Source organism: Corynebacterium sp. MC3, from assembly GCF_900099485.1.
Lineage (GTDB): Bacteria > Actinomycetota > Actinomycetes > Mycobacteriales > Mycobacteriaceae > Corynebacterium > Corynebacterium pseudogenitalium.
Window position 1 is genome coordinate 290,805 of record NZ_LT622815.1, and the last position, 20,846, is coordinate 311,650.

Genomic DNA, 20,846 nt, shown 5'->3' on the forward strand with positions numbered 1-20,846 from the left:
CCGTGCGTGCAAACATGTACATACCTTCGCCGTTCCCGTCGAAGTCGCACCGCCCCTTCGAGTAGACACATCGAATCGGACCGACTTGTGCTTGCCAGGGGTGTACTTTTGCGAGCGTTTTACGCATGCGAAACAACGAAACGTTTACCCGCACACACCCGCACGACTTACGAGTAGTCGTACCCGCCCTTGGACTTCAGACCCTTTCGCGACGGAGCCTTCTGGTACGGCCGCATCGGCATGTGAACCGCGGCCTCGACGGCGGCGACGGTGTCGGCAGACGGCCACACGTCGCCTGAAACCCAGCGCGACAGCACCGAGGGGTGCAGCCCGCATCTGCGGGCGAAGTCCGACCTGTTTTTGCCCAACCCTCTTTGACGTAGTATTCGACCGTTTTAACGAGGTTGTCCCGCAGTGCCCAAGCCTTGCGGTAGATCTCCGGCACCGTCTCGACGTCCACGTCGGGCCACGTTTCGTATGCGCGTCGCGGTGGAGGGAACTGGGCCATGCTTGCCACGCTACAGCTCGTCAGTGGCGAACCGTAGTGCAAACATGCAACGGGAGTACCGACTTTGTCTTTGCGCTTGGTTTCGCCGCGTAACCCGTCTCGTCCACCCGTGGAGAGGACCGTCCCGAGACCCGAGGCGGTGCAGCATGATAAAGACCAACCACCAGCGCGAAGAAGTCTTGCGCCCAATTGAAAATTACGTCCCCAACGGCACCGACGACCTGGAAGGAGTTTCCTGAAATGAATAGAAAAGTTCCCCGAAACCCCATGGAATATTGTGTCCCCGACAGGATTCGAACCTGCGACCTTCGGTACCGGAAACCGATGCTCTCATCCGCTGAGCTACGGAGACGCATTGCTTGTACGCAAGCAATGACGCAATCTTAGCACCAGAAATGCCTGGCACATAACTGGCCTAAGACTGCGGAAAGTAGCTGCTATTGGGCCTCCCAGTAGCCTGGTGCATCAGTGCGATCGGCCTTGCCGGTGCGCAGGTAGTTGATGACGGTGGCGTCGACAACTTTATTGCCGGTGCCGAAGTGTGCGTGGCCTGGGCCGTGAATCGTGACTACCTGGGTGCCCATTCTGCGGGCGAGTTGTCCGTGGCCTGAGTACGGCGTCTGGGGGTCGCGGGTCGCAGATAGCTGCAGCGGGCGAGTCTTTAATGCCGCCCCGTTCAGGGGTGCCATTCCGGTGACTGCGCCGGCCCCGTTGCAGTACCACCCTGAGCCGCGTGAAGCGTTGAAGAAAGTAAACGGGTCTCCCGTGAGCTGTGACCATGCAAACGAGGGGAGCAGCGTCGGGTCGCCGGGGACAACGTTCTCATTGCACCACTGGGCAGCTTGCAGCTGCTCGACCGCCATCATTTGATCTACCGCCTGCTGAATCTCTTCCTTGGACGGCTGCTTCGATTCTTCAGCGGTCAGGGTGCCGTTTGTGGACCTTGCCAGGTAGTCCCACATCTTTGGGGTTGGAAGCATGGCGCGTGTTTCCTGCAGCAGCGGTGACTTTGCTTGCACAGCACCAGGGTTCAGCATGCGGCTGATGACGCCTTCACCTTCGACACGGGTTTTCCCGACTGCCGTCATGGCGTCCGCGCCAGCCTGTCCGGCGAACTCGAGGCCCGCTGGCAGATCACCAACGCGTGCAGGCGGGGGAGTGACAGTTGGGTTGGTGCCAGCTTGTGCACTGACCTTGCGCGACCAGTACTGGTATGCCTTCAGCGGGGTGTTGCCCATGTGATACTTGGCGTCATTGAGTGCTACCCAGGCGAAGTATTCGTTGAGTGCTTTCTCGTATGCTGCCTGTTGGTCGCTCGCGATGCCGTTCCAGGAGCGGGTGGGGTCCATGGCAGAGTCAAGCACTACTTTGTCGGTGTGCTGTGGAAATAGGGTCGCGTACACGGAGCCAAGATAGGTGCCGTAGGAGACACCGAGGATAGAAACCTGCTGGTAGCCCAGAGCGCGTCGAACTTCTTCCCAGTCGCGTGCGGTGTTCTCCGTGGTGATGGTTTCGGGGTAGCCAGGCTTGTTACCCTGGCAAGCCGAGCGGTTGAAACCTCCCGCGTTGAACAGGCTGTCAGCAGTGAGCTTGGCTATCTGGCCAGGATCGCTCACATCGGGAATTGCGCACTCGAGTGCCGTGGAGCCGGGCAGGCCACGGGGTTGCACACCGATGATGTCCCACTCGTTGTTGAGCTCTTTCGGAAACTCGAGGATATTGCCGGCGGCGTAAGCGTAGGCGTCGCCACCTGGGCCACCGGGGTTGGTAAACAGTGCACCACGACGAGCTTGGGTTTTGGCAGGCACGCGTACGAACCCGACCTGGATCTTCGCGCCATTCGGCTGGTTGTAGCGCATTGGGACGTCGACTTGCCCACATTGCGCTGTCGGATCTTTCACTTCTTTCGGGCACTTGGTCCACTGCACAGCCGGTGCTGGCTGCGCGGCGGCAGGCGTGGCGACGGCCATGCCAAGCAAACTGAGCGCTGCAATTACTGAAGCTGAGATGCGCACTGCATTCCTTCCGTTCATGGGCGAAAATGACTAACCCTACCGATGCGCTGACCGGTAGGGCAAAGTCGATGGTGTGCTGTTACTGCACAACCATCACGATCAGGTCGCGGGGTCCGTGGACGCCTTCGACACGAACGAGTTCGATATCGGAGGTCGCGGAACCACCAGAAATCATGGTAGCGGGTTTCTCCGGATCGATGCGGGCGATCATTTCGGGCACGCCGTAGACCACTGACTCTGGGCGGACGATCACCACGTGGCGGTCGGGGACGAGCGACAGCGCACGGCGTCCGCACAGCTCGCCAGCTTCAAGCACGATCGAGCCGGTCTGAGCTGACGTGACGTGCGAGTCGGTCACCGCGGCACCGATGGGACCGAGTTCCCGCGGGTCACTTGACGGATCGTCAGGGCGGGCACTCCCGTCGAACTTCTCGAACAGCGCGGCGTCAAGACCTGGTGCGTAGACAATGTCGGTTGCCTCGCGCTTCGCAAGAATGTCGGCGATGTCTGCGGCAAGGGTCTCCTCGGTTGTCTCTACAACCGTCGCTTTGTAGTCCAGGAGACGATCGATGAGAATCTCGCGCAACTGCTCGGGAGTGTGGTCGCTGGTGGTGCGGTACTCGCGCACTGGTTCGACGTGCTCTGGGGTATGGGAGAGCTTCTGTGCAGTGCGGATGCGGTCAAGAATCTCGCGCTTCGCGCTTTCATTTCGGGTGCTTGACATTGTTAGCCATCCTTCCTGACATTAGCTGGGATCCCTTCGCGACGAGCCTCAGCGAGGAGGTCCTTCGCCTCGTCCGTATTCCACCACTGGCGGAACGACTTCTTCGGTGGCACTGCCACGTCGCGGTAGTCAGTCCAGCCCGCAACGAAGCCTGGCATTGAAGAAATCTCACCCTTGAAACCGCCGAGTACGCGACCTAGTGAAACAACATGCATAGCAGCGTTCCACAGCGCAGGCTTGCCCCACAGTAGGGAAATAGCGCCGAAGGCCGTGGATTCCAGGAACGGCTTGTGCTCCTTTACCTTTTGGTGGCGAAGCTCAAGCAGGATGTCTGTGATCGGGATCTTCACTGGGCACACTTCGTTGCAGCGCCCACACAGGGAAGATGCGAACGGTAGCGACGCGTTCGGGTCCTCGGCGGACTCCATGCCGGTCAGCTGCGGCGTGATAATCGCGCCGATTGGGCCAGGGTATGTCGAGCCGTAGGAGTGACCACCAGCACGCTCGTAGACCGGGCACACGTTGAGGCATGCGGAGCAGCGAATGCACTTCAGTGCTTCGCGGCCGATCTCGTTCGACATCGCGTGGGTACGACCGTTGTCCAGGAGAACGATGTGGAAGTTCTGCGGGCCATCGCCCTCCGTCACACCTGACCACAGTGAGGTGTACGGGTTCATACGCTCGCCGGTGGAGGAGCGCGGGAGCAACTGCAAGAACGCGCCCAAGTCCTCGAACTTCGGCAGCAACTTCTCGATACCCATGACGGAGATCAGTGTCTCCGGCAGCGTCAGACACATGCGCCCGTTGCCCTCGGATTCGACGATGGAGACCGTGCCGGTCTCAGCGATACCGAAGTTGACACCGGAGATAGCCACCTTGGCCTTCATGAACTGCTCGCGGAGGAAAATGCGAGAGGCTTCGGCCAACTCTGCCGGATTGTTCGTCAGCGAGTCGTCGGTGTTGGGCATCTTGTCCACGAAGATGTTTCGGATCTCTTCGCGGTTGCGGTGGATCGCTGGCACCAGGATGTGTGATGGGAAGTCTTCGCCGAGCTGAACGATGAGCTCCGCAAGGTCGGTTTCCTGTGCATGGATGCCGCGCTTTTCTAGCTCCTCGTTGAGCGCGATTTCCTGCGTCGCCATCGACTTAATCTTGACGACTTCAGTCTCGCCTGTCTCCTCAATGAGCGAAGCGATGATGTCGTTGGCTTCCTGGGCGTCGCGTGCCCAGTGAACGTGGCCACCGCGAGCGGTGACGTTGCGCTCGAACTCCTCGAGCAGCTCAGGCATGCGGGCCGCAACATCCTGCTTGATGGTGGAGCCAGCGGTGCGCAGTTCCTGCCAGTCATCGAGTTCGTCCACAACGTTTTGGCGCTTTACACGAATAGCAGTGGTTGCGTAGTTGAGGTTTCGACGCTTCGTAACGTTGTCGAGTTCGTGGTGTGCAGCCTGTGCGAAGCGCTCCGAGCCACGCAGGTGGTTCGGTCCTTGCGCCACTGGGGGGCATCGTTGGTTTGCCGAGTGCAACTTTCACAGCATTTTCTCCTTCGAGTACGCAGCGGTCGTTGGCGTCCACGGGTGTTCCTTCGTGGAGGCGAGAATCTCTGCAATATGCAGCGCGCGGATGCCGTTGTGCTGGCGGCTCATCGCGCCAGCGATGTTCATCAAGCACGAGGAGTCACCGGCGGTGACAAACTCCGCCTTTGATTCCTTGATGTGGCGCACCTTGTCGGAAACCATCGCTGCGGAAACCTCGGGCAGCTTCACCGAGAAGGTGCCACCGAATCCGCAGCACTCTTCGACGTTCGGCAGGTCCACGAGCTCGATGCCTTCGACGGCTTCAAGCAACTTGTAAGGGCGGTCGCCGACCTTCAGGAAGCGGCGAGAGTGACAAGACTCGTGGTAGGTCACCCTGTGTGGGAAGAACGCGCCGAGGTTGGTCACGCCAGCGACGTCCACGATGAACTCCGTGAGCTCGTAGGTTTTCTTCGCTGCCTGCGTAGCGCCGTCGACAAGCGCCTTGTTTCCGTAGCGTTCGGCGAGGCGCACGTGCTGTTCGCGAACTGCACCAGCGCACGAGCCGGAAGGGGCCACAACATAGTCGATGGATGGGTCAGCAAACGCATCGGCATATGTCTGAATGATTGGCACAGCTTGTTCCTGGTAGCCCGTGTTGACGTGCATCTGGCCACAGCAGGTTTGTCCCTCAGGGAAGACTACGTCGTAGCCCAGACGAGATAGGACAAGTGCTGAGGCCTTGTGGGCGTCAGGAAACAGGGCGTCACCGATACAAGTAGAAAACAGTGCTACTCGCAATGTGGACTCCTTTGATGGTCGTGAACGATACAGATAATGGTAATACGTCTACGCTACAACAGTTGGAGCTAGAAAACTCAGTAGGTTGGTTTGTAGGAAGACAATCAGGCACACTGCAACCAAGAAGACCACGGAAAATCCTGCAACTTTCTTAAAGAGTTCGGACTCTTTGCCCTCCAAATTCACAGCTGTCGCGGCAATAGCGAGGGATTGTGGAGAAATCATCTTTCCGACGACACCGCCGGTTGTATTTGCCGCCAACATCAGGTCTGGGTTGAGGCCCAACTTATTTGCAGCGGTGACTTGAAGGTTAGCGAACAGCGCGTTGGCGGAGGTGTCGGAGCCTGTTACTGCCACGCCGACCCAACCAAGCGCTGGGGCAGCGAATGCGAATACGCCGCCCATGTTGGCGAAAAATTCGCCGATCGAAACGGTCTGGCCCGAGTAGTTCATGACGTAGGCCAACGCGAGCACCAACATGATAGTGGTGGATGACCAACGCATGCGCCAGAAAGTATCGACGAACTCACGTCCCACCTGTGCCCAGTTGAGCTGGTAGAGACCGTTGCCGTCAAAGATTATGTAGGCGATAGCGACGATGAGGCCAGAAATGACCAGGAGCGTGCCGGGGTTGTTGATGTAGGCGAAGGTGTAGTCGGTGTTGATTGGCTCACCCAGCTGGTTGAAGAGCAGTCCGCGCTCGATAACAGGCCATGTCAGGCTGATCTTGAACGAGCTCAGCCACTGCGGGATGGTTGTGCCCAGGTTCGCTAGACCGAAGACGACAACCACGACTGCGTACGGCATCAGCGCCATCCAGACTCGGGTGCCAGGCAGCTCAGTATTGTCCTCGTACTCAGGCAAGCCGAGGCGTTCCCGGAGAGCGGCAGTAGTCGAAGGTTTCCAGAAGCGAAGCGCCACGAAGGCAGCTCCAAGGGCGACGATGCAGGCAACGACATCCGTGAGTTGGTAGGCGAAGTGGTTCGACGTCCACCACTGGGCAATACCGAAGCTCAGTCCGATCGTCACCGCGATAGGCGCGGTTTCTTTGACGCCTCGCCAGCCGTCGATAATTGCTGCGATGATAAAAGGAACAAAGAATGCGAGCAGAGGGGTCTGGTGGCCAACGATCGCGGCGATGTTCTGCGTTTGCTCGAGGGTGCGACCGCCGACCTCGCCCGCGGTGGTGATGGGGATGGCGACGGCGCCGAATGCCACAGGCGCTGTATTTGCAATCAGGACTACCGTTGCGGCTTTCAAAGGCGGGATGCCGAGCGCCAGGATCATCGTCGCGGTAATCGCGACGGGTGCGCCGAATCCAGCGAGGGCCTCGAGTAGGCCACCGAAGCAGAACGCGATCAGCATTGCTTGGATGCGGACGTCGCCGCTGCCCATCTTGTCAAAGACCAGGCGAAGATCTTCAAAGCGACGGGATGCAACCGTAATTTGGTAAAACCAGATCGCGGTCAAGATCACCCACACGATTGGGAAGAGTCCGAACAATCCGCCGCGTAGTGCAGTCGCAAGCGCCATCTCGGTTGGCATGTTGAACCCGAGTATCGCGACTGCGATAGCTGCGACCAGCGCTACTGCGCCGGACGTGTGCGCACGAGCTTTGACCGCGAGCAGCATGAAGAAAAACGTCAGAAGGGGAATCGTGGAAACGAGCGCAGAAAGCCCGAGGCTTCCCCCTACTGCGTCGGTAATAATTTGAAACTTGTCCACTGAGACACTCCTTGGAGTCAGAGGGCTACACAAAATACCTCCCCAAAGTACTGTGGTGACATCTGCAATGAGAAACCTAAAAAGTATGCTAGGTCACACAAATGGATGAGGTCTGTAGAAGTTCAAGCTAGTAGCGTTTTCAGTACCTATGGTGGGGGTAGTCAAATGGGGGTCGCGCGGCATTTATGGGGGAATAGGGAGAATGTCCGGAGTGTGAATTAGACTGTTTGCCCATGACTCCAGCTGATCTCGCTACAACAGTTCATGAAGCGACCGTCAAGGTGCTTTCCGACCACAATCTCGACGCATCCGTCGTGCCCGATGCAGTGACCGTCGAGCGTCCGCGCAACCCTGAGCACGGCGATTACGCGACGAACATCGCACTGCAGGTGGCGAAGAAAGCCGGTACGAACCCGCGCGAGCTTGCCCAGTGGCTTGCCGACGCCCTCCTGGAAAACTCAGCAATCGCAGAAGCTGACGTCGCAGGCCCAGGGTTCTTGAACCTGCGCCTCGCCACGGACGCGCAGGGGCAGCTGGTTGCGGACATCTTGGCGGCAGGCGAGACCTTCGGCAATTCATCTCTTCTTGACGGCCAGCGCATCAACCTCGAATTCGTCTCGGCGAACCCAACCGGCCCGATCCACCTTGGCGGGACCCGCTGGGCAGCTGTGGGCGACTCGCTTGGCCGCGTGCTAGAGGTGAGCGGTGCCGAGGTGACCCGCGAGTACTACTTCAACGATCACGGTGGCCAAATTGACCGCTTCGCACGTTCACTAGTAGCAGCGGCAAAGGGGGAGCCGACTCCAGAGGACGGCTACGGCGGCTCCTACATCAATGACATTGCCGCCGACATTGTGGCGAAGCAGCCGAATGCGCTTGATGGCAGCCCCGAAGACGTGCAGGAAACGTTCCGTGCCGCAGGCGTGGAAATGATGTTTGCTCAGATCAAGGAGTCCCTACACGAGTTCGGCGTGGACTTCGACGTGTTCTTCCACGAAAATTCGCTGTTTGAGAGTGGGGCCGTCGATAAGGCGATTGCAACGCTCAAAGACAACGGCAACCTGTACGAAAACGAGGGCGCCTGGTGGTTGCGCTCTTCCCAGTTTGGCGACGACAAGGACCGTGTCGTGCTGAAGTCCGATGGCGACGCCGCCTACATCGCGGGCGACATCGCGTACGTGGCAGACAAGTTTGACCGCGGTCACACACTGGCGATCTACATGCTTGGCGCGGACCACCACGGCTACATTGCGCGCCTCCGCGCGGCAGCGCAGGCTCTTGGCTATGACCCTGAGGCTGTCGAGGTGCTCATTGGTCAGATGGTCAACCTTGTGCGTGATGGCCAGCCAGTCAAGATGTCGAAGCGCGCCGGGACGATCATTACTCTCAACGATCTCGTGGACGCTATCGGCGTTGACGGGGCTCGCTACTCGCTCGTGCGCTCCTCTGTGGATTCCACGTTGGACATTGACCTTGACCTGTGGACTAAGCAGTCCTCCGACAATCCCGTGTACTACGTGCAGTACGGTCACGCGCGTCTGTGCTCCATCGCTCGCAAGGCGAAGGAAGCTGGCGTCACTACCGACGGCGCGGACGTTGCGTTGCTTGAGCATGAAAAGGAGGGCGACCTCATTCGTACCCTGGGTGAGTTCCCAGAGGTAGTGAGCACCGCCGCGCAGCTGCGCGAACCGCACCGAATCGCGCGCTACGCGGAGGAACTAGCTAGCTCCTTCCACAAGTTTTACGACGCCTGCCAGATCCTGCCGAAGCCTGGCGAAGAAGTTGAGCCGTTGCATACCGCCCGCTTCGCACTGGCGATGGCGGCGCGCCAGGTACTTGCAAACGCACTCGGCATGATCGGCGTGAGCACGCCGGAACGGATGTAGGAGGAAGTACATGACCGCAGCGTTTGATGCGCTTCCCGCGCACGTATGGCCACGCAACACCAAACGAGAAGAAGACGGGGTCGTGACTATCGCTGGCGTGCCCCTTCCAGAGATTGCCGAAGAGTACGGTACGCCCGTCATGGTGGTGGATGAGGACGACTTCCGCTCGCGGTGTCGCGATATGGCAAAGGCGTTCGGTGACCCAGCACATGTGCACTACGCGTCGAAGGCGTTCTTGACCACGCACATTGCCCGCTGGGTTGACGAGGAAGGCCTCGCGCTTGATGTTGCGAGCGAAAATGAGCTTCGCATCGCGCTTGCTGCAAACTTTCCGCCAGAGCGGATTACGGTGCACGGGAATAACAAGTCGCGCAGCTTTCTGCAGCTGTGCATCGATTCTGGGGTAGCGCACGTCGTCCTTGATTCGCACCAGGAGCTTCGAGAGCTCAATGAGCTTGCCGGGGAAATGGGGACCACCCAAGAGGTCTTTATCCGCGTGAAGCCAGGCGTAGACGCGCACACACACGAATTCATCGCGACGAGCCACGAGGACCAAAAGTTTGGTATTTCCTTGGCGTCTGGCTCTGCCTATCAGGCGGCGTGTGCCGCGATCGATGCGGAGCATCTGCGCCTGACCGGCCTGCACTGCCACGTAGGCTCCCAGGTCTTTGATGCAGAGGGGTTCAAGCTCGCCGCGGAACGTGTGCTTGCGCTGTATGCGCAGATTTGGGCCGAGCGCGGCGTTGCGCTTGAGTACTTGGACCTTGGCGGCGGATATGGCATCGCGCAGCTTGAGGAAGAAGCGCCATTGGACGTTGCTGCGGTTGCGAAAGATCTGTTGGCTGCCGTCGACGAGGTTGCCGGTGAGCTCGGTATCTCGTCGCCGACCGTGGTTGTCGAGCCTGGCCGTGCGATCGCCGGGCCATCCGCCATTACGCTATACAGCGCGGGCGTGGTCAAAGACGTCGAGATTTCGTACACCAAGACGCGTCGCTACATTTCCGTTGACGGTGGCATGAGCGACAACATTCGTCCAGCGCTTTACGACGCCGTCTACGAGGGCCGGGTGGTCAACAGGTTTACAGGCGGCCAGCCGGTGGCAACTCGAGTGGTGGGTTCCCACTGTGAGTCCGGCGATATTCTCATCGAGGATGCTCAGTGGCCGGACGACATTGTCAGCGGCGACCTGATCGCGATGCCTGCGACAGGAGCATATTGCTACCCGATGAGCTCGAATTACAACTCATTTGGGCGCCCTGCCGTGGTCGCGGTCCGGGCTGGAAAGATCAAGCCGATGGTGCGGCGAGAAACTGTTGAAGACATTCTCTCGCGTGAATATAAATAAGAATGTATTCTGTGCGAAATAGACAAAGCGGTACACTGCGCCGTAGCTGAACGTACCAGTATCGAAGTAGGAGAGAATCTAGAGATGTCGGTCGAATCTGCAGAGAGCCGTAACGGTAATTACCCAGGTAAGGGAATTGGTCAGCCGGTCGGTGTCGCTATTTTGGGGAAAGGCACTGTGGGCAGTGAGGTGCTTCGCCTCATTCGGGAGTTTTCTGACAATCTTGAGCAGCGTATCGGTGGCCCACTTGAGGTGCGCGGTGTTGCGGTCTCCAACGTGGAAAAGCACAAGGATGCGCCTGAGGTGCAAGGCATTGAGCTGACTGATGACGCTCGCTCGCTGATCACTCGCGATGACGTTGATGTTGTAGTCGAGGTCATCGGCGGCATCGACTACCCGCGTGAACTGGTGTTGTCTGCTCTGAAGGCAGGTAAGTCCGTTGTTACGGCGAACAAGGCGCTGGTTGCAGCGCACGGTTCCGAGCTTGCCGATGCCGCGAATGAAGTAGGCGTCGATCTCTATTATGAGGCAGCGGTTGCTGCGGCGATTCCAGTTGTTGGTATGTTGCGTCGCTCGTTGGCCGGTGACCAGGTTCAGCGCATTTCCGGCATTGTGAACGGTACGACTAACTTCATCTTGGACGCGATGGCTTCGACTGGAGCGACCTACGAGGAGGCACTCGCTGAGGCGACCCGTTTGGGGTACGCAGAGGCTGATCCGACTGCCGATGTTGAGGGCCATGACGCGGCTTCCAAGGCAGCGATCCTTGCCTCGATGGGCTTCCACACACGAGTCACGTTCGACGATGTGTCCTGCGAGGGCATCACGAAGATTACCGCTGAGGATATTGCTGCGGCGAAGCAGTCGAACCAGACGATTAAGTTGCTGGCGATCTGTGAGCGCCTCTACGACGAAAACGGCAAGACCACTGCTGTTAATGCTCGCGTTCACCCGACGCTCATCCCGAACGAGCACCCGCTGGCGAGCGTTGATAAGTCGTACAACGCCATCTTCGTCGAGGCTGAGGCCGCTGGCCGCCTGATGTTCTACGGCAACGGTGCTGGTGGCGCTCCTACCGCGTCTGCAGTGCTGGGCGACCTGGTCGGTGCAGCCCGCAACAAGGTGCACGGCGGCCGTGCACCAGCGGAGAACCCGTACGCGAACTACCCAGTGGTCGGCTTCGACGAGGTGGCGACTCGCTACCACGTGAACATGACCGTCAACGACCGCGTTGGTGTGCTGGCGGAGCTGACCCGAAAGTTTGCGGAGGCAAACGTGTCGCTCTCCGCAGTGCGCCAGGAGGAGTCCGGCGATGAGGCGCACCTGATCGTGGTGACACACAAGGCGCTGGAGAAGGACTTGCGTGACATCGTGGAGCGCCTCTCGCAGCACCCGGATGTGCAGCAAATCAACTCGGTGATCCGCCTAGACGCCTAAGCTGAGATACCTACAGACAAGGAGCACATCATGGCGACAGACATTGAAGTAGGCCTAAAGGCGACTGTGACGGTGCCGGGTTCGTCGGCGAACTTAGGACCGGGCTTCGATACGTTGGGGCTCGCTCTCTCCATTTACGACACTGTCGAGGTTGAGGTCATCGAGTCCGGGCTTGAGGTGGAGATCTTCGGCGAAGGCGCCGAGGACCTGCCGCGCGACGGCTCCCACCTCGTAGTCAAAGCGATTCGTTCTGGCCTCAAGGCCGCTGATGTTTCTGTTCCAGGCCTTCGCGTGGTGTGCACGAACAACATCCCGCAGTCTCGTGGGCTTGGTTCGTCGGCCTCTGCGGCTGTCGCAGGCGTTGTGGCGGCAAACACACTAGCTGGTAATCCGCTTCCCACAGAGGAAGTTGTGCAGCTTTCCTCGGCGTTCGAGGGGCATCCTGATAATGCTGCCGCATCTGTGCTCGGCGGGGCGGTTGTCTCCTGGACCGAGATTCCTGTCGATGGTGTATCGCATCCGGTCTACTGGGCTGTCGGGGTCCCCGTGGATCCCTCGATTCGTGCGGTGGCACTGGTGCCGAACTTCCACGCCTCGACCAACGCGGTGCGGCAGGTGTTGCCGAGCCACGTCACGCACACGGACGCGCGTTTCAACGTGTCGCGTACCGCGGTGATGACGGTTGCCATCCAGTCCCACCCCGAGCTGCTCTGGGAGGGCACCCGCGACCGCCTGCACCAGCCGTACCGTGCTGACGTGCTGCCGGTCACCGCTGAGTGGGTCAACCGCTTGCGCAACCGCGGCTACGCAGCCTTCGTCTCTGGTGCGGGCCCGACCGCCCTGGTTCTGACCACGACGGACGTTGACGAGGAGTTGCTTGACGACGCCCGCGAGGCCGGACTACGCGTCATCGAGCTCGAGGTAGCGGGTCCGGTACGCGGCGAGCTGACCCGCGCTTAATCCGTCCTGGTTGTTACAGGCCTGCGCGGGGGGCGGAACTGTTCGACGCCCCCGCGCAGGCTCGCTGTGCCGGTCACGCCGCGCGCATCGAGCGCTGCAACAGCTTGCGCTGAGCGCGCCCCTCGGGCGCACACCACAATGGTGCCGGGCTGCGCTTCTGGCGGTGTGTAGCCATCGATAATGGTGCCGAGCGGCATGTTGATGGCGCCGTCAAGGTGGAAGTCAGCGAACTCTTCGGGCTCGCGGACGTCGAGAATCGTGGCGCCTTCCGGAATGGTGGTGACTTCCGCCGGTCCTTGTGGAGGTGCGCTCGTACGCACGCGCTCAGTGAGCTCTGGGTCTGCGACAAGCGGCATGTACTCCCACATACCTGTGAGTGAGTCGAAGTAGCCAATCTGGCCAATTAGTGGCGAACCGAGTCCGGTGATGAGCTTGATGGTTTCCATTGCCATCGCGGACCCGACAACGCCCACAAGTGGCCCGACCACGCCTGCCTGGGAACAAGAGGGCACGCTGCCTGGTGCTGGTGGAGCGGGGAAGAGGTCCTCGTAGATTGGCCCGTGGCCTGCCCAAAACACCGTGAGCTGTGCTTCAAACCCGAGGATTGACCCCCACACGTGCGGCACACCCAAGCGCGTGGCCGCGTGCGATGCGATGTGGCGAGTCTGGAAGTTGTCGGTGCCGTCGACGATGATGTCAGCGTCACTGAACAGCTGCAGTGCGTTATCCCACGTGAGGCGGTCAGATACAGTGCGGACGTTGATATCCGGGTTCAACGCCAGCATCTGTGTCTTTGCCGACGCCGTCTTTGCGGTACCGATGGCAGCGGTGGTATGGATGACCTGCCGGTGCAGATTGGACAGATCCACCCGGTCGTCGTCGATGACAGTGATCGTGCCGACGCCGGCACCAGCTAAGTACAGCAGGGTCGGAGACCCCAAGCCTCCGGCGCCAAGAACAACGACGTGGGCGTCGAAAAGTTGTTGCTGCTTCCTCTCGCCGATGAGTGTGGTTTGCCGTAGGTAGCGCTCATCGAGCGTCATCGATACCAACCCACTGCGTTGCGCCGTCCGCCATGGACTGCTCTTTCCATATTGGGACCTGTGATTTCACTCTGTTGGTGACCTCTTCACAGGCGGCGAATGCCTCGGCGCGGTGCGCACTGGCCACGAGGACCAGGAACGCCATCTCGCCGATCGGCACGGAGCCGACTCGGTGGGCGGCCCAGATTCGCACCGGGTGTTGCTGGGCGATGTCTTCGACAATCGCGCGGAGCTCGTCTTGGGCGCTGGGGTGTGATTCGTACGTCAGCGAACGCACTGCCTGCCCGCCGTCATGGTCGCGGACAACGCCCTCAAAGCGGACGAGCGCACCCATGGAGCGCGTCATTGTAGCCGTGGCCGCATCCGCAGCGAACTGCTCAAGCGGCGTTTCGGTAATGCGTGCGCCGATGACGGTATTGACCTGCTCGGCGACGAACTGTGGGTCCGATGTAGAGCTTGGTTGTGAACTAGTGCTCATGTGATCCTTCTATGAGTGCAGTGATGTGGTCGAGCAGGGGAGCGAGCACGGCACACCCGTCCTTCACCCCGCCGCGTGAACCTGGCAGTGTCATGACAAACGTGCGACCCGCCACTCCGGCGACAGCACGCGACAGCACTGCCGTCGCGACTTGCTGCTGACCATAGGCCCAGAACGCGTGCACGATACCTGGCAGCTGCCGGTCCAACAGAGGCTCCACAATATCAACCGTTTGGTCATCCGGTGTAATGCCGGTTCCGCCCGAGGTCAGCAGTACCGACGGGGAAGCGGCGAGTGCCTCATGGACTGCATCCGAAAGGTCGGCATCGGCCACGACGGTGGCGTCGGGGGTGTCGAACCCCGCTTCCCGCAGGAACCCGACCGCGATCGGACCTGACTTGTCCTCGTAGACACCAGCGGCAGCTCGCGTAGAAGCCACGATAACCCGTGCAGTACGTTGATTGGTATTCATAGGCACAATCTACAGAGGATAGACCATGACTGGTGTACCCGCGGGAACCGTAGCCGCGGCGGGAATGCGGATCAGACAGGTCGCGGTGGCACCCTGGGTAAGCAGGTGCGAGCTTGTACCGTGGTACGGATGCGCAAGGCTCTCTCGAATTTCACCGCGCAGGAACTGATCCTTGCTGGCGATTCCAACGACATCTGTATCTAAAGCAACGCGTACGGGAGCCGGCGCGTGACCCAACACTGGTGCGACGTACAGGACGAATGACACGATGGTGGAAATCGGGTTGCCTGGCAGGCTCAGCACAGGCACACCGTGAAACGCAGAGATGCCTTGTGGCCCGCCGGGCTGTTGAGCGACATGTCCGTACCAGCCATCCGTAAACACCTGACGGATGACCTCGAACTTGCCGTGGCTGATCCCGCCTGAGGTCACAATCGCATCCGGTTGGTACTCCTCGACCGCTGCTGCGACCTCTCGCTCGAGCGCCTCAGGATCGTCGTTGGTCAGCAGGCGCGCTACAACCTCGATGCCATGACGCGCGGCTAGCGCCTCAAGCATCGGACCGTTCGAGTCCGGAATTGTCGCGGGGCCTGTGGCCTGGTCGCTCGGGGAGACCTCAGCGCCACCCGTGATCACTAAGATGCGCGCAGTGCGCTCGACCTCAACGGTCTCGATTCCCTGGCTGATCGCGGCGCCAACAAGCGCCGGTGTCACTCCATCACCGCGATGCGCAATGCAAGCCCCGGGCTGGATATCGCTGCCCGCAAGGCGCATGAACTGACCACGCTTGACCTCAGGGATCTTGACAGGTTCACCAGTTGCCCCGAACGTCGGCGGGGTGCAACGCTCAACTGGGACGACTGCTACCGTGCCACGAGGAAGCTTCGCGCCGGTCATGATCGGCGCCACAACGCCCTGCAGGCCTTCTGGATACAGTTCGTCGGGGTCAGCGCCTGCGGCAATCGTCGGGCCGATCGTCGCCGTGTGCGCTTCCACCTGTGTCAACGCGTACCCGTCCATTTGCGAGTTATCGAAGGTCGGTTGCTCGCGCACGGCAACAACATCGGCCGCGAGCACACGCTGCTGCTTGCCAGCTTCAACGACGCTGATGCGCTCCGAAAGCCGAGGGCCGACGGCCTCGCGCACCGCACTCAGGTGCTCCTCAGTAGTTCGTGTCATGGCGCCTACTCTACGCGCCACCACCAGTTCGCTACCATGGACGACATGCAAATTCACTACTTTGCCGCCGCACGCGCGGCCACAGGCGTCGCACAGGAAGAAGTTGGGAACTTTGCCACACTGCAGGAACTGCTTACCGACGCCGCTTCGCGCCACAACGGCACCACCGACGCAGGCCAAACGCTCGCAGACATCCTGGCGCGCTGCACCTTCCTGATCGACGGAAAACGTGCCCAGCAGACTGACTCGCTCGAGTCCGCTGAGCGCGTTGATGTGTTGCCACCGTTCGCCGGGGGCTAATCCGTCGGCTTTGGGTAGATGGCGATGTCATCCGTTTTGACGTAGCACGTTACAGATGCGCCGGGCTCAATGCCCGCATCGAGTGCCTCCTGACGCTGGACCGGGAGCGCCACAACCGCACCGTGGACGTCGAGCTCCACAGTGAGGCCACCTGAGGTACTGACATCGACTGTGGCCACGGTGGCCTCCAGCGAGTTGTAATCTCCCGGCGCTGCTCCGGCTGGGACGTGCAGCGAGACGTCCTGCGGCGCGAAGACTGCGACGGCATGCTCATGCTGCTCGCACTGCTCTGAGGCGACACCGGTGAGCTCACCGACTGTGGTTGCCACGCGCGCAACGGAACCTTGGTGCGCGGCACCCACCATGTGCGCTGGAATCCAGTTCACGCTAGCGGGCAACCAGTTCACACCAGCGAGCCGTGCAGAAAACTGTGTCGCCGGAACTTTGAGCTCCTCGGCCGTCGGCCGCAGGCTGATGATGTTGCCTCGGTCCATTACCGCGACGTATTCCGCAAGGTTGGCCACGTCCAATGGGTTGTGCGTAATCACGATCGTGGTGCGGTCGTGCGCCGTAGCCCGCAGTACCTGGCGCCAGTGATGCGCAGAGTTCACGTCGATCGCAGCGAGTGGTTCGTCAAGAATTAGCACGCGGGGGCGCGGGGCAAGCGCTCGTACTAGCGACACCTGCGATGCTTGACCGCCAGAGAGAGCACGGACGGGGACGTCGGCAAGGTCGCACAGGCCCGCTGAGGTCAGCAGCTCAAGTGCGCGCTGTTTGCTGCCAGTGACCATCGCGACAGCCTTCAGTGGGGTCGACGTAGGTGGCAGACCGGGGTTCTGGGTAAGCAACACAACTCCGCGTTTGTGCGCCGGGACAAGCTTGCTCGACGACGTGCCCGCATCAACCACGCGGTCGCCGATCAAGGTGCGCAAACCGCCGAGGCGCCCTGCAATTCTGTCTACCAGAGTGGTCTTCCCCGAGCCGTTCAAGCCTATGAGCGCCGTCGTGGCGTTCGCAGGGAACGTTGTTTCACCGATGACGACGGGTACGCCCCCGTCCTCGGGGCTTGTCAGTAGGCGCAGCCGTTCCGTGTCCACCTCGTGGGTGGCGCGAGCGACTTCACGGGAGCGCGTACGCGACAGAAATACCGTCGGCAGCGTCGATGCGGCAAGTGTGAGCACCGCCAGTGCGATGAGGATGGCTGATAGCCCATACGCGACGTCTTGATCCACTTCGCGGGCAATATAGATACCCAACGGCATGGTGCGCGTTGTGCCAGGCATAGAGCCGGCGAAGGTCAACGTGGTGCCGAACTCGCCGAGCGAGCGCGCAAACGCCAGCCCGGCCGCAGAGACGAGTGAGGGCGCGATTGCAGGCAGGATTATCTTGCGAGTAATCGTCGAGGGGCTCAGCCCCACGCCTGCGGCCGAGTATGTAATCTCCGGATCGAGTTGCCGCAGCGCCGCGTCAAGTGTGATGACAACGAACGGCAGCGCAACGAACACATGTGCAGCGACGACACCCGGAAACGCGAACGCGAACTGAATATGCAGCGCGTCCAACAGCGGCGCAGCCAAGCCTCGGCGTCCGAGAAACGCGCTGAGCGCTAAACCACCGACGACCGGCGGCATCGCTAGCGGAAGTAGCACGAGTACTCGCGCAAGGCCTGCACCTCGTCGCAAGTGTTGCATCCATAGCGCAAGCGGTGTGCCCAGCAGGAGTGTGATGACGCACGCCAGGACAGCGGAGCGCAGCGTGACGCGGAGCAACTGCTGTGTCGATGCGGAGGCAAGGATCTCACCGAGCTGGTCCCATGGCACACGTGCACCAAGCGCCAGGATCGGCAGCACAATGGCGGCGAGTGCAAGAAGCGCCAGGCCCCACACCAACATTGGTGTCTGGCGTGTGGCCTGGCGAAGCGTTGATTGCTGCATGAATACGGACTCTACCCGGTGGTTACTGTTGCGCAGCAGGGGTGAAGCCGTACTTCTCCCACACCACGGCCATTTCTGGGCTTGCAAGCAGTTCGAAGAGATTCTGCGCGGCAGCCTCGTCGGTGGTGTTGGTGGTTACAGCGGCGACGAGGGAGTTCGGCTTCTCATTAGCGTGAGGGATATTGAGAACCTCAACGCCATCACCAGCTGCAGCAGCGTCGGTGCGGTACACGAAGCCAGCGTCGGCCTCGCCGGAGACAACCTTGCCCAGGGTGTCGGAGACGCTGTGTTCCAGAGATACAGGGTTGATGGTGAGATTGTTCGCCGCGACAAGCTCGTTGGTCACCGAGCCACATGGGACCTGCGCATCACACACAACCAGGTTCACATCCTCTTTTTGGACATCCTCGACGCTCTTGATGCCCGCTGGGTTGCCTTTCGGCACCACGAGCACCATCGAGTTCGTCGCCACGACTTTCGGATCCTTTGCGACGCCCGCCTCGACAGCTTTGTCCATATTCTTCTGGTCAGCTGTGATCAACACGTCACCAGGTGCGCCCTCCTTCAGTTGCTGCACCAGGTCAGAGGAGCCGGCGTTGACGAACTCGAGGTTGTTCTCCGACATTTCCGAAAGGTCCTCGTTGAGTACGCGCGTGGAAGCCGCGCCCATCACGATGAGGTCGCTGGGTGCCTCAGCGGTCGGTGCTTTTGAGGCGGCGCTTTCGGAATCGGTGCCACCGGCGCAGGCGGTCAGACCGGTCGCGGCCAGGGCAGCCACGAACAATGTGGCAAGGCGAGTAGAGCGCATGAGAACTCCTTCGAGTAGTGGTTTGAATATGAATATAAATTATCTTAAAAAAGGGGTAGACACGAAGAATGCCCCCGGAAGAAGAGCTCCGGGGGCAGCACTGGCGAGCGGGTTGAAGCACTAGCGCTTCAATTGACGTCCGTTCGAGCGGATCGGCTCCCACTGGGCCTCAGAGCGGCGGCCCTGGACCTCTTCACCGCGCGAGCGGTAGACCACGTACGGCCTAGTGGAGTAACCCACCGGTGCAGAAAATGCGTGGACGAGGCGGGTGAATGGCCAACATGCAATCAATGTGAAGCCAGCAAGCACGTGGACCTTAAACTGCCACGGAGCCTGCACCATCAGGTCCGGCATCGGGTTGAAAATCAGCAGCTGGCGCAGCCACGGCGAAATCGTTTCGCGGTAATCGTATCCGCCGGGCACACCGAAGACCTGCGTCGAGACAGTCGCGATAAAGCCGGAGCAGATCGCGATTGTCAAGAACACATACATGAACTTGTCGGAGGTGGCCGTCGATAAGAACACCGAACGGTTGACCACACGACGGTAGAGCAAGCCGAGCAACCCCAACACCACGGCGATACCCGCAATCGTGCCAGGAATCGTTGCGATGAGGTGGTAGGCATGGTCGCTGATACCCATGCCTCGGGTCCAAGTCTTCGGAATCGCTAGGCCCATGAGGTGGCCAATGACCACGAAGACCATGCCCCAGTGGAACAGTGGCGAGGAAAGCCGCAGCAACTTCGATTCGTAAATCTGTGACGAGTGGGTAGTCCAGCCCATCTGGTCATAACGCCAGCGCCAGATAATGCCGATGACAAACGCAGCGATGGCCAACCAGGGAAAGGCCACCCACAGGAATTCTTCAATACCAGTCATAGTGAGTTCAGTCCTTTAACTGTGGTTGGGAGATGCCGTTGGAAACGGCAGGGGAGTAGTTTCAATACCGACCATCTCCGCAGGAGGGCCCTGGCGAATCAGGTTGATGTAGCGAGCGATAGTTTCCTCGTCGATGCTGGGCAGCAACATGCACACAGCCGTGAGCAAGTGAGCGTACGGGCTACCCAGTCCGACCAGAGCGTGACGCAGCACCTCGAGGCCGTCTCGGTGCGCGGCAATCATCTCTAACGCGTGCTGTTGGGAGTCGGAGTCAGCGAACGCAAGCGCTTCCAGGACGACGCAAAGGTGGTCCGGCAGCTCCTCCGAGATCTCTTCCATCCCTAGACCTGCCAACTGTTGGCGAAACGCCAAGATCGCGGCACCGCGCTGGCGGGTATCACCAACCGAGTAGTAGGAGAGGTGCAGCGCGCAGCGACGCCGCTGGTCGAAGGTCTCGACGTAGTGCTCCTGGAGTGGCAGAAGTCCGAGGCTACGTGCCCTGCCGATGAACTCCGCGATTTCTGCAGCAATAGGGCCTGGAAGCAGCCCGAGCTGCTCCTCGACGGTCTCCAGCGTGGAGAAGAACTCCTCCTCTGGGTACCGCAACGTGAGGCTGAGCGCCATCGCTGCGATCTGACGCTGCAGCGTATCGCACGCCACTGGTGCCACTAGTTCCTCGGGTACAACCCCGATTTGGGTTCGGGTGCTCATTACTGCTCACCCTCGCGTCGCGCGACGTTGCCGTCAGCACTCGGTCCTTCCTCAACCGGGTTCGGCGTTGGAGTCGATGCTTCCGGAGCAGCAGGGCGGTAGTTCTCGCTTGCAGTCTTCGGCTCGC

General features: G+C 60.4%; 18 protein-coding genes, 1 tRNA gene and 1 pseudogene. 5 read left to right on the forward strand and 15 right to left on the reverse strand.

The genetic code is table 11. The features are described from left to right. Positions 1–167: 167 nt before the first annotated feature. The 7 genes and pseudogenes from BQ4436_RS11720 to BQ4436_RS08200 all read right to left on the reverse strand — a co-directional run bounded on the left by BQ4436_RS11720 (position 168) and on the right by BQ4436_RS08200 (position 7,287). A complete protein-coding gene (locus BQ4436_RS11720) occupies positions 168–368 on the reverse strand; it encodes a helix-turn-helix domain-containing protein (protein ID WP_176754838.1) in 201 nt (66 codons plus the stop codon). A gap of 418 nt (positions 369–786) precedes the next feature. Continuing rightward, positions 787–860: transfer RNA gene (locus tag BQ4436_RS08175), tRNA-Arg, on the reverse strand. 85 nt (positions 861–945) lie between these two features. Further along, a complete protein-coding gene (locus BQ4436_RS08180) occupies positions 946–2,523 on the reverse strand; it encodes an alpha/beta fold hydrolase (protein ID WP_255366168.1) in 1,578 nt (525 codons plus the stop codon). Positions 2,524–2,602: 79 nt separating this feature from the next. After that, complete coding sequence (locus tag BQ4436_RS08185; protein WP_070976307.1) at positions 2,603–3,247, reverse strand: LutC/YkgG family protein; 645 nt, start codon at positions 3,245–3,247, stop codon at positions 2,603–2,605. Positions 3,248–3,249: 2 nt separating this feature from the next. After that, positions 3,250–4,780 (reverse strand): annotated as a pseudogene (locus BQ4436_RS08190) (lactate utilization protein B). After that, positions 4,777–5,562: a (Fe-S)-binding protein gene (locus BQ4436_RS08195; RefSeq protein ID WP_070362643.1), complete on the reverse strand. Its 786-nt coding sequence runs from the start codon at positions 5,560–5,562 to the stop codon at positions 4,777–4,779. The pseudogene BQ4436_RS08190 and the gene BQ4436_RS08195 overlap by 4 nt, the downstream one beginning before the upstream one ends. A gap of 48 nt (positions 5,563–5,610) precedes the next feature. After that, on the reverse strand, positions 5,611–7,287 hold the full coding sequence (locus BQ4436_RS08200) for an L-lactate permease (protein ID WP_070976310.1): 1,677 nt from the start codon (positions 7,285–7,287) through the stop codon (positions 5,611–5,613). A gap of 233 nt (positions 7,288–7,520) precedes the next feature. On the opposite strand from BQ4436_RS08200, the gene argS reads away from it, so the two are divergent. The 4 genes from argS (at position 7,521) to thrB (ending at position 12,915) form a co-directional block, all read left to right on the forward strand. Continuing rightward, the gene (gene argS, locus BQ4436_RS08205; protein ID WP_070976312.1) at positions 7,521–9,173 is read left to right on the forward strand and encodes an arginine--tRNA ligase; all 1,653 of its coding nucleotides are present in this window, start codon (positions 7,521–7,523) and stop codon (positions 9,171–9,173) included. A 10-nt stretch (positions 9,174–9,183) separates the two neighbouring features. After that, positions 9,184–10,518 carry a diaminopimelate decarboxylase gene (gene lysA, locus BQ4436_RS08210; protein ID WP_070976314.1) on the forward strand — a complete coding sequence of 445 codons (1,335 nt, stop codon included), beginning with the start codon at positions 9,184–9,186 and terminating at the stop codon, positions 10,516–10,518. An 84-nt stretch (positions 10,519–10,602) separates the two neighbouring features. After that, on the forward strand, positions 10,603–11,955 hold the full coding sequence (locus BQ4436_RS08215; protein WP_070362639.1) for a homoserine dehydrogenase: 1,353 nt from the start codon (positions 10,603–10,605) through the stop codon (positions 11,953–11,955). 30 nt (positions 11,956–11,985) lie between these two features. Continuing rightward, positions 11,986–12,915: a homoserine kinase gene (gene thrB / locus BQ4436_RS08220; protein WP_070976315.1), complete on the forward strand. Its 930-nt coding sequence runs from the start codon at positions 11,986–11,988 to the stop codon at positions 12,913–12,915. Here thrB and BQ4436_RS08225 read toward each other — a convergent pair. Genes BQ4436_RS08225 through BQ4436_RS08240 form a run of 4 tightly spaced genes read right to left on the reverse strand, consistent with a single transcriptional unit; the run spans position 12,912 to position 16,087 of the window. Continuing rightward, complete coding sequence (locus tag BQ4436_RS08225) at positions 12,912–13,958, reverse strand: ThiF family adenylyltransferase (protein ID WP_070976316.1); 1,047 nt, start codon at positions 13,956–13,958, stop codon at positions 12,912–12,914. The genes thrB and BQ4436_RS08225 overlap by 4 nt on opposite strands. Continuing rightward, on the reverse strand, positions 13,945–14,436 hold the full coding sequence (locus BQ4436_RS08230; RefSeq protein ID WP_070976318.1) for a molybdenum cofactor biosynthesis protein MoaE: 492 nt from the start codon (positions 14,434–14,436) through the stop codon (positions 13,945–13,947). Before BQ4436_RS08230 ends, BQ4436_RS08225 begins: the two co-directional genes overlap by 14 nt. Beyond that, positions 14,426–14,908 carry a MogA/MoaB family molybdenum cofactor biosynthesis protein gene (locus BQ4436_RS08235; protein WP_070976320.1) on the reverse strand — a complete coding sequence of 161 codons (483 nt, stop codon included), beginning with the start codon at positions 14,906–14,908 and terminating at the stop codon, positions 14,426–14,428. The genes BQ4436_RS08230 and BQ4436_RS08235 overlap by 11 nt, the downstream gene beginning before the upstream one ends. Before the next feature lie 9 nt (positions 14,909–14,917). Beyond that, positions 14,918–16,087, reverse strand: a complete 1,170-nt coding sequence (locus tag BQ4436_RS08240; RefSeq protein ID WP_070976321.1) for a molybdopterin molybdotransferase MoeA — start codon at positions 16,085–16,087, stop codon at positions 14,918–14,920. Positions 16,088–16,132: 45 nt separating this feature from the next. Between BQ4436_RS08240 and BQ4436_RS08245 the strand changes: the two genes are divergently transcribed. Further along, complete coding sequence (locus BQ4436_RS08245; RefSeq protein WP_070479545.1) at positions 16,133–16,387, forward strand: MoaD/ThiS family protein; 255 nt, start codon at positions 16,133–16,135, stop codon at positions 16,385–16,387. Here the strand turns inward: BQ4436_RS08245 and BQ4436_RS08250 are convergent. The 4 genes from BQ4436_RS08250 to narJ form a co-directional block, all read right to left on the reverse strand. Further along, complete coding sequence (locus tag BQ4436_RS08250; RefSeq protein WP_070976323.1) at positions 16,384–18,321, reverse strand: ATP-binding cassette domain-containing protein; 1,938 nt, start codon at positions 18,319–18,321, stop codon at positions 16,384–16,386. The two genes, BQ4436_RS08245 and BQ4436_RS08250, sit on opposite strands and share 4 nt — an antisense overlap. A 22-nt stretch (positions 18,322–18,343) precedes the next feature. Beyond that, positions 18,344–19,129, reverse strand: a complete 786-nt coding sequence (gene modA, locus BQ4436_RS08255) for a molybdate ABC transporter substrate-binding protein (protein WP_070976325.1) — start codon at positions 19,127–19,129, stop codon at positions 18,344–18,346. Positions 19,130–19,249: 120 nt separating this feature from the next. Continuing rightward, entirely contained in the window at positions 19,250–20,008 is a 759-nt protein-coding gene (gene narI, locus BQ4436_RS08260) for a respiratory nitrate reductase subunit gamma (protein ID WP_070362631.1), read from the reverse strand. A gap of 15 nt (positions 20,009–20,023) precedes the next feature. Beyond that, on the reverse strand, positions 20,024–20,719 hold the full coding sequence (gene narJ, locus BQ4436_RS08265) for a nitrate reductase molybdenum cofactor assembly chaperone (protein WP_070976326.1): 696 nt from the start codon (positions 20,717–20,719) through the stop codon (positions 20,024–20,026). Between the last annotated feature and the right edge of the window lie 127 nt (positions 20,720–20,846).